Genomic DNA, 14593 nt, shown 5'->3' with positions numbered 1-14593 from the left:
TGTATCACCGGAGTCGCTTGCGTCAGCACTGGAGGTTAGATGCGCATCACTGTCACCGTCGACGGAACGTCCTATACCGACGACGTGGAACCCCGCCTTCTGCTCGTGCACTACCTCAGAGATCGACTGGGCAAAGTGGGGACGGTGGTCGGTTGCGACACCAGCAACTGCGGCGCGTGCACCGTCCTGCTCGACGGCCGGAGCGTCAAGGCGTGCTCGGTGCTCGCGGTCCAGGCCGACGGGCGCGAGGTCACGACCGTCGAAGGACTGTCGCTCGACGGGTCGCTGCACCCCGTCCAGGAAGCGTTCCGCGAGAACCACGCTCTGCAATGCGGGTTCTGCACGCCGGGAATGATCATGGCGACGATCGACCTGCTCGCGGAGGATCCCGATCCCGACGAGAAACAAGTGCGGCACAGCCTCGAAGGAAACCTCTGCCGCTGCACCGGATATCAGAACATCGTCGCGGCCGCGCAGGACGCGGCCCAGCGCCTTCGTGAGGCACCGACGGGAACGCAGGGAGGCACACGATGACGAGCACCGCCGAACCGGCCACCGAATCCGAACTCGGCAGGGCGCGCCGCCGGAAGGAGGACGAGCATCTCATCACCGGCCGAACGCGCTGGACCGACAACATCGTGCTCCCCGGGATGCTGCACGCGGCGATACTGCGTAGCCCCTTCGCGCACGCCCGCATCACTCACCTCGATGTCGACGAAGCGAAGAAGCAACCGGGCGTCGTCGCTGTCTACACCGGCGCTGATCTGGCCGAGGAACAGGGCAGCCTGCCGTGCGCGTGGCAGATCACCGAGGACATGCTGACCCCGCCCGCGCCGGCGCTCGCCGTCGACACGGTCAGGTTCGCGGGGGAGGCCGTCGCGGTCGTGGTCGCCCGCACCTATTACGAAGCGCACGACGCTCTCGACGCGATCGATGTGGATTACGAGGACCTGCCGGTCGTGCTCGACCTCGCGTCCGCCGCCGAAGACACCGTGGTCCTCCACTCCGACCTCGGAACCAACCGCAGCGCGACATGGGTGTACGACTCCGCAGAAGCCGGCAGCGGGAGCGACGTCGACGACACGATCCGCGACGCAGAGGTCGTCGTGGAGCGGACGTTCCGCCAGCAGCGCCTCATCCCCGCGTTCATGGAACCGCGGTCGGTCGTCGTCGACCCGACCGCCGCCCAGATCACGATGTGGTCGGCCACGCAGGTGCCGCACATCCTGAAGCTGATGCTCGCGATGACGCTCGGCATCCCCGAGCACACGCTCCGGGTCATCGCCCCCGACGTGGGTGGCGGATTCGGCGGCAAACTGCAGGTGACCCCCGAAGAGGTTCTCACGCTGCTGATCTCGCGGCGCCTGCGCAAGCCGCTGAAGTACACCGAGACGCGCAGCGAGTCGATGATGGCCGGGCATCACGGCCGCGACCAGATCCAGAAGATCACGATCGCGGCGAGGCGCGACGGTACCGTCACGGGCCTGAAAGTGGACCTGCTCGCGGACATGGGTGCGTACCTGCGACTCGTCACCCCCGGCGTGCCGATCCTCGGAGCATTCATGTTCAACGGCATCTACAAGTTCGATGCCTACCGCTTCACCTGCACCAACGTGTTCACCAACAAGGTGCCCACCGATGCGTACCGCGGGGCGGGCAGGCCCGAGGCGACCTTCGCGATCGAACGCATCATGGACGAACTCGCCGTCGAACTGTCGATGGATCCGGTCGAACTGCGCAAGAAGAACTGGATCCGGCACGAGGAGTTTCCTTTCGACACGGTCGCGGGGCTGACCTACGACTCCGGCAACTACGAGGCTGCAACGGCCAAGGCGCTCGAACTGCTGGACTACGACGGGTTGCGACGCGAACAGGCCGAGCGCCGGGAGCGGAAGGACCCCGTGCAGTTGGGCATCGGGGTGTCGGCCTTCACCGAGATGTGCGGTCTGGCGCCGTCCCGGGTCCTCGGATCGCTCTCGTACGGCGCCGGCGGCTGGGAGCACGCTGCCATCCGTATGCTTCCCACCGGCAAGGTCGAGGTGGTCACCGGAGCATCGGCGCACGGGCAGGGCCACGAGACGGCATGGAGCCAGATCGTCGCCGATCGGCTCGGGATTCCGTTCGAGGACATCGAAGTGCTGCACGGCGACACCCAGTCGTCACCGCGTGGCCTCGACACCTACGGATCACGGTCGCTCGCGGTCGGCGGTATCGCCGTCGTCAAGGCTGCGGAGAAAGTGGTGGCCAAGGCACGGCCGATCGCCGCTCACCTGCTGGAATGCGCCGAGGACGATCTCGATTTCACCGACGGTCGGTTCCGGGTGAAGGGAACAGCGAAATCGGTCGGCCTCACCGACATCTCGCTCGCGGTGTTCGCCGCGCACGACCTGCCCGACGGAGTCGAACCGAATCTGGACTCCGAAGCGACCTACGATCCGGAGAATTTCTCGTTCCCGCACGGCACCCACCTGTGTGCGATCGAGGTGGACACCGACACCGGTCACGCCCGCATCCGCAAGTACGTCTGCGTGGACGACATCGGGCACGTCGTCAATCCCCTCATCGTGGAGGGCCAAGTGCACGGAGGTCTTGCGCAGGGGATCGCCCAGGCGCTGTACGAGGAAGCGGTGCACGACGAGTCGGGCACGTTGCTCAGCGGTTCGTTCGCCGAGTACCTGCTTCCCACAGCCGTGGATCTACCGTCGTTCACGACCGACCGCACCGACACACCGGCACCGGGAAACCCGCTGGGCGTCAAGGGTGTCGGTGAGGCCGGGACCATCGCGTCGACACCGGCAGTCGTGAACGCGGTGCTCGACGCGGTGCGGCAGTACGGAGTACGCGACATCGAGATGCCGTGTACGCCGATGCGGGTGTGGCATGCAATTCGTTCTGCGCAGAGCGGCAACGCCCCGGTACAACAGGGCGAGGGAAGCGACGCGATTTCCAGCCAGGGAGGCACGAAATGATTCCGTCCGCGTTCGAGTATTTCGCCCCCACCAGCCTCGACGAGGCCGTCACGGCACTTCGGGATGCCGGCGAGGACGGCAAGATCATCGCCGGGGGCCAGAGCCTGATGCCGGTGCTCCGGTTGCGTCTCGCGGCGCCGTCGGCGCTCGTCGACCTCGGCCGCGTGGCCGAATTGCGGGGGATCCGCGAGGACGGCGACGACATCGTCATCGGTGCGATGACCACGCACCACGAGGTGCTCCACGACCCCCTCGTCGCCCGGCACGCACGGCTGATCGCGGAGGCCACCGCCACGGTTGCGGACCCGCAGATCCGGCATCGCGGCACCCTCGGAGGTTCGCTGGCACATGCCGATCCCGCGGGCGATCTCGCTGCCCCGAACGTGGCTCTCGATGCGACGTTCCGAGTGGTGGGCCCCTCGGGAATCCGCACGATCCCGGCGGCGGAGTTCTTCCAGGATTACTTCACGACTGCTCTGGACGCCGGGGAGATCCTCGCGGAAATTCGCATTCCGAAGCACACCGACTGGGCGGCGCGATACGAAAAGTTCCATCGTGCAGCGCAGCAGTGGTCGATAGTCGGTGTCGCCGCGACCATTTCGGTCGTGGACGGCACCATCGAGCGGGCCAAGGTGGCGCTGACGAACATGGCAGCCGTGCCGGTCCGGGCACACGGCGTCGAAGAATCGCTCGTGGGTCAGCCCGCCACCGCGGAGACGATTCGGGCAGCCGCAGAACGTGCGACGGACGGCACCGACCCGATGACGGACGGAAATGCGGATGCCGAGTACCGCAGCCATCTGGCGCAGGTTCTCACCCGTCGAGCGGTGACGACAGCTGCGGGCATCTGATTCCGGCAACTCCGAATACCTGAGAGGACACAATGCAACTCGATCACACCCTGTCCGTACCGGCTCCCGTCGATGTCGTGTGGACCGCTCTGCTCGATCCGGAAAAAGTTGCTCCGTGCATGCCCGGTGCGACACTCACCGGGGTCGAAGGAGACACCTTCACCGGCACGGTCAAGGTGAAACTGGGCCCGGTGGCGCTGACGTTCAAGGGCACCGGACGATACGCCGAGACGGACGAGAAGTCCCACAAGGCCGTGATCGAGGCGAACGCGAAGGACACGCGCGGCAACGGCACGGTCAGTGCGACCATCACGATCGTGCTCACCGGCGACGGCGATCGCACCGACGGCACGGTCAAGACCGACATGACGGTCACCGGCAAGCCCGCGCAGTTCGGGCGAGGCATGATCTCCGACGTCGGGGGGAAGATTCTCGAGCAGTTCGCGGCCTGCCTGTCGAAGAAACTCGGACCCGAAGCCGAGCAACCGGCCGCAACCGAATCGGCTCCCAGCGAATCGGTTCCGTCCAGCACGCCGGAGGTGGCTCCGACGCCGCCCGACACCACACCCGCCGGGGCGGCGTTCGTCGCACCCACAGCAGGCGATGCGGCGCAGAGCGCCACCCCGGCACCCGAAGCGACGCCCGATGCGACAGCACCTGCTCCACCCGCTGCGGCCACCTCGCGACCTGCGGGAACCGCTGCCGCATCCTCGAATACGCAAACCCAGCCCGAGGCCGAACCTCTCGACCTCATGGAGTTCGCGCGAGGTTCCGTCATCCAGCGGCTCGTCCCGATCGCCGTGGTGGCCGTGGTGGCGATCGTGGTGGGCGTGGTCTCGAGCCGCACCATTCAGCGGCGCAACCGTCGCCGTTCGGCATCCTGCGGGCGCCGCTCGATATCCCGCGGGCGGTCAGCCTCCTGCGGTCGCGGGAAGAAGTGACCAGATCCGGTCGCGGGACAACGGCAGTTCGTGCGGCCGCACTCCGATGGCTCGCCGGATCGCGTTGGCCAGTGCGGGTGCCACGGGATTGAACGGCGCCTCGCTCATGGACTTCGCGCCCAGCGGACCGAGTGTGTCGTAGGTTGCGGCGAAGTACACCTCGGTCCGCGGCACGTCCGCGTACTGCGGAATGTGATAGTTCCGCAGGGTCGAAGTCACCACGGTGCCGGTGGAGTCGGTGACGAGTTCCTCGTACATCGCGGCCCCGATCGCTTGCGCGACACCACCTTCCACCTGACCACGGCACTGCTCGGGATTGACGATGGCACCGGCATCCGCGGCCTGCACCGACTGCAGGATCCGCACCTCGCCGGTGCCGGTGTCGACTGCCACGCGGAACCCGTGCACATTGAACGAGAGCGACCGGGGAAGGCCGCCGTGACTTCCTTCTGCGCGCAGGGTTCCGCCGGCCGCCTCCAGCAGGTCCGCGAACGGCACCTGCGTGCCGTTCACGTGCGCGGCGTCGGTCGTGAACTCCACGTCGCCGGGTGATCCTCCGGCCAGTTCGGCCCCCCATTTCGCCATTTCCCCGCGCAGCGTCCGGGCAGCGGCGAGCAGAGCCTTCGCCGCGACGACGGTGCCCGATGATCCGTACGCACCCGTATCGTGCGTCGTGACATCGGTGTCCGACTGTTCGATGCGGATCCGTTCCGGATCGGTCCCGAGCACAGACGCCGCGATCTGGGTGTGCACGGTGGTGGTGCCGTTGCCGAACTCCGCGGTACCGACGCGGGTGAGATATGTCCCGTCCGGCAGGAGTTCGATCGACGTGTCGGCGATGTGCCCGCCGGGTGGATTCGAGGCGATCATCGCGAGTGCCATTCCCTCCCCGACTCGCCATCGGGGACCATCCGGTGCGGGGAGTCCGCCGCCACCGGACATCGCGGTGCGCACGAGGTCGAGACACTGGTCGAGGCCGTAGCTGCCGAAGCCGAGGTCGGCGCCCTCGGGGTGAGCGGCGATCAGTTCGTCGCCGGGCACCACCACGTTGCGGCGGCGCAGTTCGTACGGGTCGAGATCCAGTTGGACAGCGAGTTCGTCCATGGCCGACTCGACGGCGAACACCACTTGCCCGAGACCGTAACCGCGGAAGGCACCGGAGGGCCGGTTGTTCGTGTAGACCGACCGGCCGTCGACCCGCTTGTTCGGGCACCGGTAGACCTCGACCGATTCACCGCACCCGTGGAACATCACGCTTGCCGAATGGTTGCCGTAAGCGCCGCCGTCGTTGAGGACGTCGATCGCGAGGGCCGTGAGGATGCCGTCCGCATCCGCCGCCACCGTGACGTCGACTCGCATGGGATGACGGCACGGCGCGACCGTGAGCTGATCCGAACGGGTGAACTCCCAGCGCACAGGACGTCCGGTGCGCAGGACAGCGGCTGCGACGACGTCTTCCGCGAGCATTTCCTGCTTGCCGCCGAACCCGCCACCCACGCGGGCCGTGAACACCCGGACGCGGTGACGTTCGAGACCGAAGATGTGACACAGTTCGTCGCGGACGAGGAACGGAACCTGCGTGGAACTGCGGATCACGAGTCGTCCGTCGTCGTCGAGCCACCCGACGGCACCGTGGGTTTCGAGGTGGGTGTGCTGGACACGCTGCGTCTGCCAGCGCCCGCGCACCACCGCCGCGGACGCCGCGATCCCGGCTTCCACGTCACCGCATCCTCCGTGCACCTCCCCGATGAGGTTGCGCGAAGCATCGGCGATCCGCGCTTCCGGACCCTTGTCGCCGTGCAACAGCGGGGCACCCGGTGCTGCCGCCTCGTCCGGGTCGAGCACGAACGGCAGGATCTCGTACTCCACCTCGAGAAGCCGGCAGGCTTCCTGCGCCACAGCTTCCGTCTCGGCGACCACCGCCGCGACCCGCTGCCCGACGTACCGGACGGTCCGGTCGAAGAGGTAGGTGTCGTCCGGGTCTTCTTCCCGATTCTCGTGCCGCGCCGTGGAATACGCGACGTCCGGCGCATCGCGCCAGCACAGGACGGCGTGGACACCGGGCAACTGCTCGGCCGCCGCGGTGTCGATCGACACGATGCGCGCATGCGGGTGCGGGCTGCCGAGTATCGCGATCTGCAGCACCCCGTCGACGACGGTGTCGAAGGTGTACGGTTCGGTGCCCGTGACGACGCGCGGACCGGCGGGCGCCGGATGTGAAGCGCCGAACTGTTTTCCGCACGACCGCTCGACGTTGGTGACACCGTGCAGTGCGTCGTCGATGGAGCGGTATCCGGTGCAGCGGCACAGGTTGCCCTTGAGCTTACGAGGCAGGTCGTCGAGGTCGGTTTCGGTGAAGGTGGAGGCGGTGACGATCATGCCCGCGGTGCAGAATCCGCACTGGAACCCGGCGGCATCGACGAACCGGCGTTGCAGGGGATGCAGATCGTCGGGTGTGCCCAGGCCACCGACCGTGGTCACCGCACGCCCTTCCGCGCGGGCGGCGGGATAGACGCACGAGTGCACCGCATCGCCGTCGACGAGCACCGAACATGCACCGCAGTCGCCGGCGTCGCAGCCCTTCTTCACCTCGAAGTGCTCGTGTTCCCGCAGCATCGTGCGCAGGCACTGGCCGGGTCGTGGCGTCGCGTCGACCTCGTTGCCGTTGACTGTCAGCTTCATGACAACTCCTCCCGGATCTCTTGCGCGAGAACACCGGTGACCGCCCTGCGCCACTGTGGTGCTCCGTGAACATCCGCGTAATAGGCCCCGGCGGGCACCTGCGCAGCCAGTGCAGCGTCGAGGTCTCCCGATGACGGCACCCCGGGGAATCTCAGTACGTAGGGGCGGGTGGTGGCAGCGGTCACCGACAGGGCGAACGCACCGTCGGCGTCGCGGCGACCGATCACCACCGCGCCGGAACGGCCGAGTGGAGACAACGAGATCTTCCGGAAAGCGGTGCGCGAGTCGAGAACCCGCGACGTGATCCGGATGCTGCGGAGGATATCGCCGTCGCGGAGAATATTGGTACCGGCGCCGGTGACGAACCCCTCGACCGGTACTCGTTTCTCAGCACCTTCCCGGCACCAGACGACCGCCTCCGCGTCGAGTGCGGCAGCGAGGGAGACCATCGCGCCGGCGGGCAGCGACAGACAGATGTTGCCGCCGACCGTGGCGCGCTTCCAGATCTTCCACGAGGCGAGCAGGGCATCCGCGCATTGCCGGAACAGCGGTGCCGCGGACCACGTCGTGGTCTCGGACAACCTCGACAGTTCCTCGACCGTGCACGTGGCAGCGATCTCGAGACCGTTGCCGTCGGCGACCGTTGCGAGCCAACCCAATCCCGCGAGATCGACTAGACGCGTCAGGTGCGGTTGCGGTTCCGAGAACAGCCACGTCCCGCCCCCGACGAACGCCGTGCCCGGGTCCCACGCGAGATCGTCACGTGATCGCGCGACCGTGTACTCGGACACTGTGTGCAGGTCCATTGTCCTCACCCCGCTTTGGCGACGAGACGATCGTGTGCGGAGGCGACGCCACGGGCGACGACCTCGGTGTCGACGGTGAGGACGCGATCGTCGCGCACCACCTCACGCCCGTTGACGAGAAGCAGATCCAGCGGTGGCTGCGATCCCAGCACGAGTGCCGCCACCGGATCCGCGATGCCCGAATGTGCGAGGGTGTCGAGTCGCCACAGAGCCATATCGGCGAGCTTGCCCACTTCCAGGGATCCGATTTCGTTCTCGCGCCCCAAGACTCGGGCGCCGCCGATGGTGGCGAGTGCGAGGCTCTGCCGGACCGTCATGGCGCGGGGGCCGCTGCGTGCCCGTGCGAACAGTGCCGCGTGATGGGCCTCTTCGAGCATGCAGCACGACTCGTTGCTCGCCGCGCCGTCGACACCGAGGCCCAGTGGCACCCCCGCCGCGTAGAGGTCCGCCGCGCGAGCGATGCCGGCGCCGAGGCGCGCGTTGGAGGTCGGGCAGTGCGCCGCGCCCGTGCCCGACGCCGCGAGCACCCCGATGTCGCGGTCGTCGAGATGGACCGCGTGGGCGTACCAGACGTCCGGGCCCGTCCACCCGAGGGATTCCATGTACTCGACCGGCCCGCACCCGAACTTCTCCATGCAGAAGTCCTGCTCGTCGAGGGTTTCGGCCAGGTGGGTATGCATCCGGACGCCGAGGTCGCGGGCGAGTACCGCGGATTGCTTCAGCAGTTCTCCGGTCACGGAGAACGGCGAGCACGGTGCCAGCGCGACACGGAGCATCGAATCGAACGACGGGTCGTGCCATTGCCGGACGACATCCTGGCTACCCGTGAGAATCGCGTCGAGATCCTCGACGATGCGATCCGGAGGCAGTCCGCCCGCACTCGCACCGAGATCCATCGAACCGCGGCAGGGGTGGAACCGGATGCCGACCTCCGCCGCCGCGGCGATCTCGGCCCCGAACACGTCTCCGCCGTCGCGAGGAACGACGTAGTGGTGGTCGGTGCTGGTCGTGCATCCCGTCTTCAGCAGGTGCGCGAGTGCGCCGGTGGCCGCCACGTTGACCATGTCGGCGTCGATGCCACCCCAGATCGGGTACAGCGTGGTCAGCCATTCGAACAGCGTGTGGTCCACCGCCAGGCCGCGAGTGATCCATTGGTACAGGTGGTGGTGGGTATTGACGAGTCCGGGAGTGAGCAGGCATCCCGTGCCGTCCACGATCCGCGCATCGTCGTACCCGGCGGGTTCACCGTCGCCGACGGCGACGATCCGGTTCCCCTCGACCACGACGTGACCGCTGCGGTATTCGGCGCGACCTGCATCCATGGTGACCACGTGTGCACCTCGGATCACGGTGGCTCGGGTGGCGGGGCCAGTGTGCACGGTTGCTCCTCACGTCGGCGGGCATCTACCAGTGAACGCCTGCTCGAGACGCAACACCCGGGGCACCGCGTACGAAACCGCAACGAAATAACCGCTTCGTATTGTGCGATCGTCCAAAGATCGACGCACGGAGGTGGTGCAGTGCTTCTCCAGGATGTTCTCGACGATGCCGAGCTCGGGATCAGAGTCCTCCACGGCGACCGGGAGATGCTCGACCGCCCTGTGCTGCGCACGTGTACGACGGATATGCCCGACCCCACGCGGTATGTCAGCGCGGGGGCGTTGGTGTTCTCGGGACTCGTGTGGCATTCGTCGGCCGAGGACTCGGACCTGTTCGTCAAGCACCTGGCACGCGTGGGGGTGACCGCCCTCGCCGCGGGCGAGGCGCTGCTCGGATCGGTGCCCGACGACGTGGTGGCGGCGTGCGTCCGCCACCGTATCCCGCTGGTCTCGGTGCCTCCGGACGTGCCGTTCAGCCGCATCATCGAGCGTCTCACGGCGCGCATGTCCGGTGCGCGGATGGACCGCCTGCAGAACGGACTCGCGCGCCAGCGGCGTCTCCTCGAAGCGGTCGCGGACGGTCGCAGCATCGACGAGTTGCTCACCCGCACCGCACGCGAATTCGGTGCCGAGGCGTGGCTGCTGACCGCGACCGGGGTACCGCTCGCCGGCGACGGGCACCTCGAGGACGACACCGTGGACCGTCTCGTCGCAGGCGCTCTGACCGCAGACCGTCTTCCCCACACGACGGGGGACTACACCGTTCTCTCCGTGGGTGCCGGCCTGCGCGACCGCACATCGTCGTGGCTGCTCGTGGTGCGGCACACCGGTCCCGGTCGTGCAGACTGCCTGGACGCGTTCGGCGAACTGGCCGCCGTGGCCGCACTCGACCGGATACGCCGGGACGAACGCAGACGCAGCGCCTGGGATACGGGTGACATAAACGGTGTCGTAGCCGGTGCGGCAACCACTTTCGACGCGACGCGCCGCCTCGTCACGGTTGTCGCACGCCGGGTGCCGATCCATCCTCGAGCAGGCTCGGTGACCATCGAACAACTCCACGCTCTTCGCGCCGCACTCTGCGACGCGCTACCGGGGAGCGTGAGCGCTCTCGACGGGGACCGGGTGGTCCTGGCCGTGGAAGGCGAGGACACCGATATCGGAATGCTGCTTCGTCGGCGACTGTCGCGTGTCGTCCCGGCGCTGGAGGGTACGGGTCTGCGCGTCGGCACGAGCGCGACCTGCACGCTCGGGTCGCTGGCGGGTGCGATCGCGACGGCTACCGCTCTCGCGGCGGACGACGGTGATGCCCGTGAACCGGTGTCGGTGCGCGTCGCCGCGATGGATTCGGCGGCGGAGTTGTTCTCGGCGGTACCGGATCGGCTGCGCCACGATTTCGCCACGCGGGTGCTCGGGCCGGTCCTCGATCACGACCGGACGAACGACGGTGGGTTGCTCTCCACCCTCGAGGTGTTCCTCGCCTGCAGCGGCTCGTGGCGACGTACCGCGGACCGGATCCATGTGCACCTCAACACCGTCCGTTACCGAATCGGCAAGGTGGAGAAGCTCACCGGTCGCGATCTCTCCCGGCTCGACGACAGGTTGGATGTGTACCTCGCACTCCGGACGCTGCCGGTCCAGCACGTTTAGGCGAGCCGGCTCACATCCGCGTCCGCGCGATCGGGCGCGGCGAGTGGCAGATCAGTGGCCGGCGCCACGGGCCACAGAAGAGGATCGGGTCCCAGCTGCCGAAGCTGCTGCACCTGCTCGAAGCACCACGGTGACACGTCGCGGGTCCGGTTCACCACCGCATCCGCGAACGTTGCCCACTCCACCCATTCGACTCCGACCACCTCGGCCGGATCGGGCGCAGGATGCGATCCGCGGTACAGCACCCGATACACGGGACAGATCTCGTTCTCGACGATGCCGTTGTCCATGACCGCCCGATACCGGAAGGACGGCAGGACGACGCCGATTTCGTCGATCTCGATGCCGAGTTCCTGGCCCAACCTCCTGCGGACGGCGAGTTCGAGCGGTTCGTCGGGCGCGGGGTGGCCGCAACAACTGTTCGTCCAGACGCCGGGCCATGTCCGCTTCTCCAGGGCACGCCGCGTGATCAGCAGGTTTCCGTCCCGGTCGAATACGTACGCGGAAAACGCAAGGTGAAGCGGTGTCGCCGCGGTGTGAACGGTGGCCTTCGGTTCGGTGCCGACGGCACGACCCGCATCGTCGAGCAGCACTACATTTTCCATGGTGTTCCTTCTGTCCGTTTTCTCCGGGAGCGCGGTCGGAAGTCCTGGCGGCACGCCCCGCCTAGCCCACGCTCTTCGCCGTCTTCGCCCGCGCGCGGACGGTGGTCCATCCCGCCTCCGCCAATCGGGGGGCAGCGACGGCGAGGCGCCGTCGTCGGGACACGCGTGCCCGTTGATGAAGTACACGATATCCGGTGTCTTCCACCTCTCGGAGAATGTCGCGGTACAGCACGAACGCGGTGCGCATTCCGGGGCGCACCGGCCGATCGAGCATGTCGATTCCCGGTTCGGCTGTGCGGTACACCGACCGGGTGTGCGCGATCAGGTGCGCGAGCGCGCGTTCGAGCCGAGGATCATTGCGCCCGGTCGTCCGGCAGTACCGGAGCAGTTCCTCGTCGACTCCGAAGGCCCTCAGATCATCGGTGGGCAGGTAGATCCGGTCGCGGTCGAGATCCTCGCCCATGTCCCGGATGAAGTTCGTGAGCTGGAAGGCTTCGCCGAGCGCAGCGGCCGGTCCCGAGGCCTCGTTCCGATCGACTTCCGTGCCGAGGATGGGAAGCATCTGCAACCCGATGACCGCGGCCGATCCGTACATGTACCCCGACAACTCGTCCATCGTGCGGTACCGGGAGCAGAACATCGGGGTTCCCGGTATGTCCATCCTCATCGAATGGAGGAATGCGTAGAAGTAGTCGTGCGAAATGTCGTATCTCGCAGTGGTATCCACCAACGCTGCCAGAACGAGGTCGGGGCGGCTCCGTCCCAGGGGAGCCCCGCCGAAGGCTGCCCGGATGCGTTCCTCGAACGAATCGACTTTCGCGGCGGCCGCGCGATCGGAGTCGCCCTCGACATCGACGACATCGTCGACCATCCGCGCGAATCCGTAGAGTGCGTGCACGCCTGCGCGTTTGGAGGCCGGAAGGATTCGCGTCGCAAGGAAGTACGTTTTCCCGTGCTGCTCGTTCAGTTCACGGCAGACGCGATACGCCTCGTGGAGTCCGGGATCGATCCCGGCCAGTTCACCCATGCTCGACTACCTCCTCGGTCGGTGCCGATCGCGTGGCGGCAGGCTCCCGGGACCGTTCACTCCCCGCCGGTCCGATGATCCTCTCGGCGGCCAGGCGACCGGAGACGAGGACCGTCGGTACCCCGACACCCGGGGTGGTACCCGATCCCGCCAGCACCACGTTGTCCACGCCCGCGACCAGGTTCTTGCGACGGAACGGACCGGTCTGCCGGAAGACGTGAGCCGACGAGAACGGACTCCCCTCGAGCATTCCCTTGTCGAGCCACGTCTGCGGAGTGTCGAGATGATCGACGACCATCCCGGCCGTCAGCCCCCGGTAACCTCGCTGCTCCAGAACGATCTGGATTTCCCGCATGTAGGGGACGGCCCGGCGGTTCCAGTCGATGGGAGCAGATGCCAGGTTGGGGCACGGTGCCAATACCGACACCGGTTCGCTTCGGACACCGTTCCGGACCACGTGCAGGGTCGGGTCGCTCACCGCCGGACGCGTGATCAGCAACGACGGGTCCTCCATCAACTGTCCGCGCCCTCGACCGGCTGTGATGCGGGCGAACGTCTGGGACCACTGCCCACCGAAGTCGATGGTGTGGTGAGAGGTCGAGGGCCATGCCCGGGTGACGTCGGTGGGAACTGTCCCGTGGAAGACGACCGCGGACGGTGACACGACGGCGTATCCGCGCTTCCTGCCCCTGTTCGTCGCACCGGCCTGTTCCAGCAACCTGTCGACCACCGGCAGGTCGGTGGTGAGCACGAGGGCGTCGGCGGTGAAGCGGCGATCGTCTGTCGTCCGGACAGCCGTCACGCGTCTGTTCCGGATTTCCAGTTCGGCGACTTCGGCCGAGGTGTGCAGCGACCCGCCGTGACGAGTGAGCGCGTCCGCCATCGCTTCCGCGATCGCAGACATTCCACCGGCCGGGAAATAGACACCGAGCGAGGTGTCCATGTGTGCGATGGCGCCGTACACGGCGAGTGCTTTCGACGGAGCGACTCCCGCATAGAGCGACTGGAAGGTGAAGATCCGGCGTAACCGGTCGTCCGCGACGAACGATGCGATTCGGGAGCCGAGCCGCCCGAAACCACCGAGCATCGCCAGTTTGGTGGTGTCGCGCACGGCAGCAGGCGATCCCACCAGATCGATCGGCGAGTCGAAGTTCGAGGCGATGTATCTGTCGAATTCCGTATCGAAGATCGCCGCCAGCCATTCGCGTAACCTGCGGTATCCGTTCGCTTCCTTCGTGCCGCAGACCCGTTCGATCTCCGCGTACATGGCCTCGGGATCGGAGTGGACGTCGAGGGAGGTTCCGTCGGCGTAACGCGCGTGGTAACTCGGAGAAAGCTTGCTGAGTTCGACTCGCGGAGTGGTGGACTCGAAGGACTCACCCACGGCTGCGAGCGCGTCCGAGATCAACTCCGGCATCGTCAGCACACTGGCACCGTTGTCGATCCGGTACAGGGGCCGTCCGGCGTCGTCGTACACCGGGTAGGTGCCCACCCTGCCCCCGACCGTGCTGTCCCGTTCGAGGACGGTGACGCGCTTGCCCGCCCCCGTGAGATGCAGTGCCGCAGCGAGACCGGAGAGGCCCGCTCCCACCACCACCACCGAATCGGCGGGACCGGCCACGGACCTCATGACCGGTCGCCCGGTGCGCCGGCAGTGGCTGCCCGGTTCGGCGGGATTGTGTT

At 67.3% G+C, this 14593-nt stretch carries 11 protein-coding genes; 5 read left to right on the top strand and 6 right to left on the bottom strand.

Annotated elements, in window-relative coordinates; translation table 11 throughout:
• Positions 1–39 precede the first annotated feature (39 nt).
• The 4 genes from AC0B44_RS17140 to AC0B44_RS17125 are packed head-to-tail and all read left to right on the top strand — an operon-like array spanning position 40 to position 4761.
• On the top strand, positions 40–534 hold the full coding sequence (locus AC0B44_RS17140; RefSeq protein ID WP_471904025.1) for a (2Fe-2S)-binding protein: 495 nt from the start codon (positions 40–42) through the stop codon (positions 532–534).
• Positions 531–2969: a xanthine dehydrogenase family protein molybdopterin-binding subunit gene (locus AC0B44_RS17135; protein WP_471904024.1), complete on the top strand. Its 2439-nt coding sequence runs from the start codon at positions 531–533 to the stop codon at positions 2967–2969. The genes AC0B44_RS17140 and AC0B44_RS17135 overlap by 4 nt, the downstream gene beginning before the upstream one ends.
• A complete protein-coding gene (locus tag AC0B44_RS17130) occupies positions 2966–3820 on the top strand; it encodes an FAD binding domain-containing protein (protein WP_471904023.1) in 855 nt (284 codons plus the stop codon). The genes AC0B44_RS17135 and AC0B44_RS17130 overlap by 4 nt, the downstream gene beginning before the upstream one ends.
• 32 nt (positions 3821–3852) lie before the next feature.
• The gene (locus tag AC0B44_RS17125; protein WP_471904022.1) at positions 3853–4761 is read left to right on the top strand and encodes an SRPBCC family protein; all 909 of its coding nucleotides are present in this window, start codon (positions 3853–3855) and stop codon (positions 4759–4761) included.
• Here AC0B44_RS17125 and AC0B44_RS17120 read toward each other — a convergent pair.
• Genes AC0B44_RS17120 through AC0B44_RS17110 form a run of 3 tightly spaced genes read right to left on the bottom strand, consistent with a single transcriptional unit; the run spans position 4732 to position 9628 of the window.
• Positions 4732–7443 (bottom strand): molybdopterin-dependent oxidoreductase, encoded by a 2712-nt coding sequence (locus AC0B44_RS17120; protein WP_471904021.1) that lies wholly within the window; start codon positions 7441–7443, stop codon positions 4732–4734. The two genes, AC0B44_RS17125 and AC0B44_RS17120, sit on opposite strands and share 30 nt — an antisense overlap.
• A complete protein-coding gene (locus tag AC0B44_RS17115; RefSeq protein WP_471904020.1) occupies positions 7440–8249 on the bottom strand; it encodes an FAD binding domain-containing protein in 810 nt (269 codons plus the stop codon). The genes AC0B44_RS17120 and AC0B44_RS17115 overlap by 4 nt, the downstream gene beginning before the upstream one ends.
• Before the next feature lie 5 nt (positions 8250–8254).
• Complete coding sequence (locus AC0B44_RS17110; protein ID WP_471904019.1) at positions 8255–9628, bottom strand: 8-oxoguanine deaminase; 1374 nt, start codon at positions 9626–9628, stop codon at positions 8255–8257.
• Positions 9629–9769: 141 nt separating this feature from the next.
• Here AC0B44_RS17110 and AC0B44_RS17105 point away from each other — a divergent pair, with 141 nt between their 5' ends.
• Entirely contained in the window at positions 9770–11278 is a 1509-nt protein-coding gene (locus AC0B44_RS17105) for a PucR family transcriptional regulator (protein WP_471904018.1), read from the top strand.
• Here the strand turns inward: AC0B44_RS17105 and idi are convergent.
• The 3 genes from idi to crtI all read right to left on the bottom strand — a co-directional run bounded on the left by idi (position 11275) and on the right by crtI (position 14540).
• A complete protein-coding gene (gene idi / locus AC0B44_RS17100; protein ID WP_471904017.1) occupies positions 11275–11883 on the bottom strand; it encodes an isopentenyl-diphosphate Delta-isomerase in 609 nt (202 codons plus the stop codon). The two genes, AC0B44_RS17105 and idi, sit on opposite strands and share 4 nt — an antisense overlap.
• 61 nt (positions 11884–11944) lie before the next feature.
• The gene (locus AC0B44_RS17095; protein WP_471904016.1) at positions 11945–12910 is read right to left on the bottom strand and encodes a phytoene/squalene synthase family protein; all 966 of its coding nucleotides are present in this window, start codon (positions 12908–12910) and stop codon (positions 11945–11947) included.
• Positions 12903–14540 carry a phytoene desaturase family protein gene (crtI, locus tag AC0B44_RS17090; protein WP_471904015.1) on the bottom strand — a complete coding sequence of 546 codons (1638 nt, stop codon included), beginning with the start codon at positions 14538–14540 and terminating at the stop codon, positions 12903–12905. The genes AC0B44_RS17095 and crtI overlap by 8 nt, the downstream gene beginning before the upstream one ends.
• Positions 14541–14593: the final 53 nt, after the last annotated feature.

It is taken from the genome of Rhodococcus sp. NPDC019050 (assembly GCF_055664235.1).
The sequence above is the reverse complement of the archived record's forward strand: the minus strand, read 5'-3'. Positions and strand labels throughout refer to the sequence as shown.

What these genes read in the sequence shown, in the direction of transcription:
- idi (WP_471904017.1), bottom strand. Translation starts at nt 11,883, where the DNA reads ATGGAAAATGTAGTGCTGCTCGACGATGCGGGTCGTGCCGTCGGCACC.
- AC0B44_RS17095 (WP_471904016.1), bottom strand. Translation starts at nt 12,910, where the DNA reads ATGGGTGAACTGGCCGGGATCGATCCCGGACTCCACGAGGCGTATCGC.
- AC0B44_RS17115 (WP_471904020.1), bottom strand. Translation starts at nt 8,249, where the DNA reads ATGGACCTGCACACAGTGTCCGAGTACACGGTCGCGCGATCACGTGAC.
- AC0B44_RS17120 (WP_471904021.1), bottom strand. Translation starts at nt 7,443, where the DNA reads ATGAAGCTGACAGTCAACGGCAACGAGGTCGACGCGACGCCACGACCC.
- AC0B44_RS17125 (WP_471904022.1), top strand. Translation starts at nt 3,853, where the DNA reads ATGCAACTCGATCACACCCTGTCCGTACCGGCTCCCGTCGATGTCGTG.
- AC0B44_RS17140 (WP_471904025.1), top strand. Translation starts at nt 40, where the DNA reads ATGCGCATCACTGTCACCGTCGACGGAACGTCCTATACCGACGACGTG.
- AC0B44_RS17130 (WP_471904023.1), top strand. Translation starts at nt 2,966, where the DNA reads ATGATTCCGTCCGCGTTCGAGTATTTCGCCCCCACCAGCCTCGACGAG.
- crtI (WP_471904015.1), bottom strand. Translation starts at nt 14,540, where the DNA reads ATGAGGTCCGTGGCCGGTCCCGCCGATTCGGTGGTGGTGGTGGGAGCG.
- AC0B44_RS17135 (WP_471904024.1), top strand. Translation starts at nt 531, where the DNA reads ATGACGAGCACCGCCGAACCGGCCACCGAATCCGAACTCGGCAGGGCG.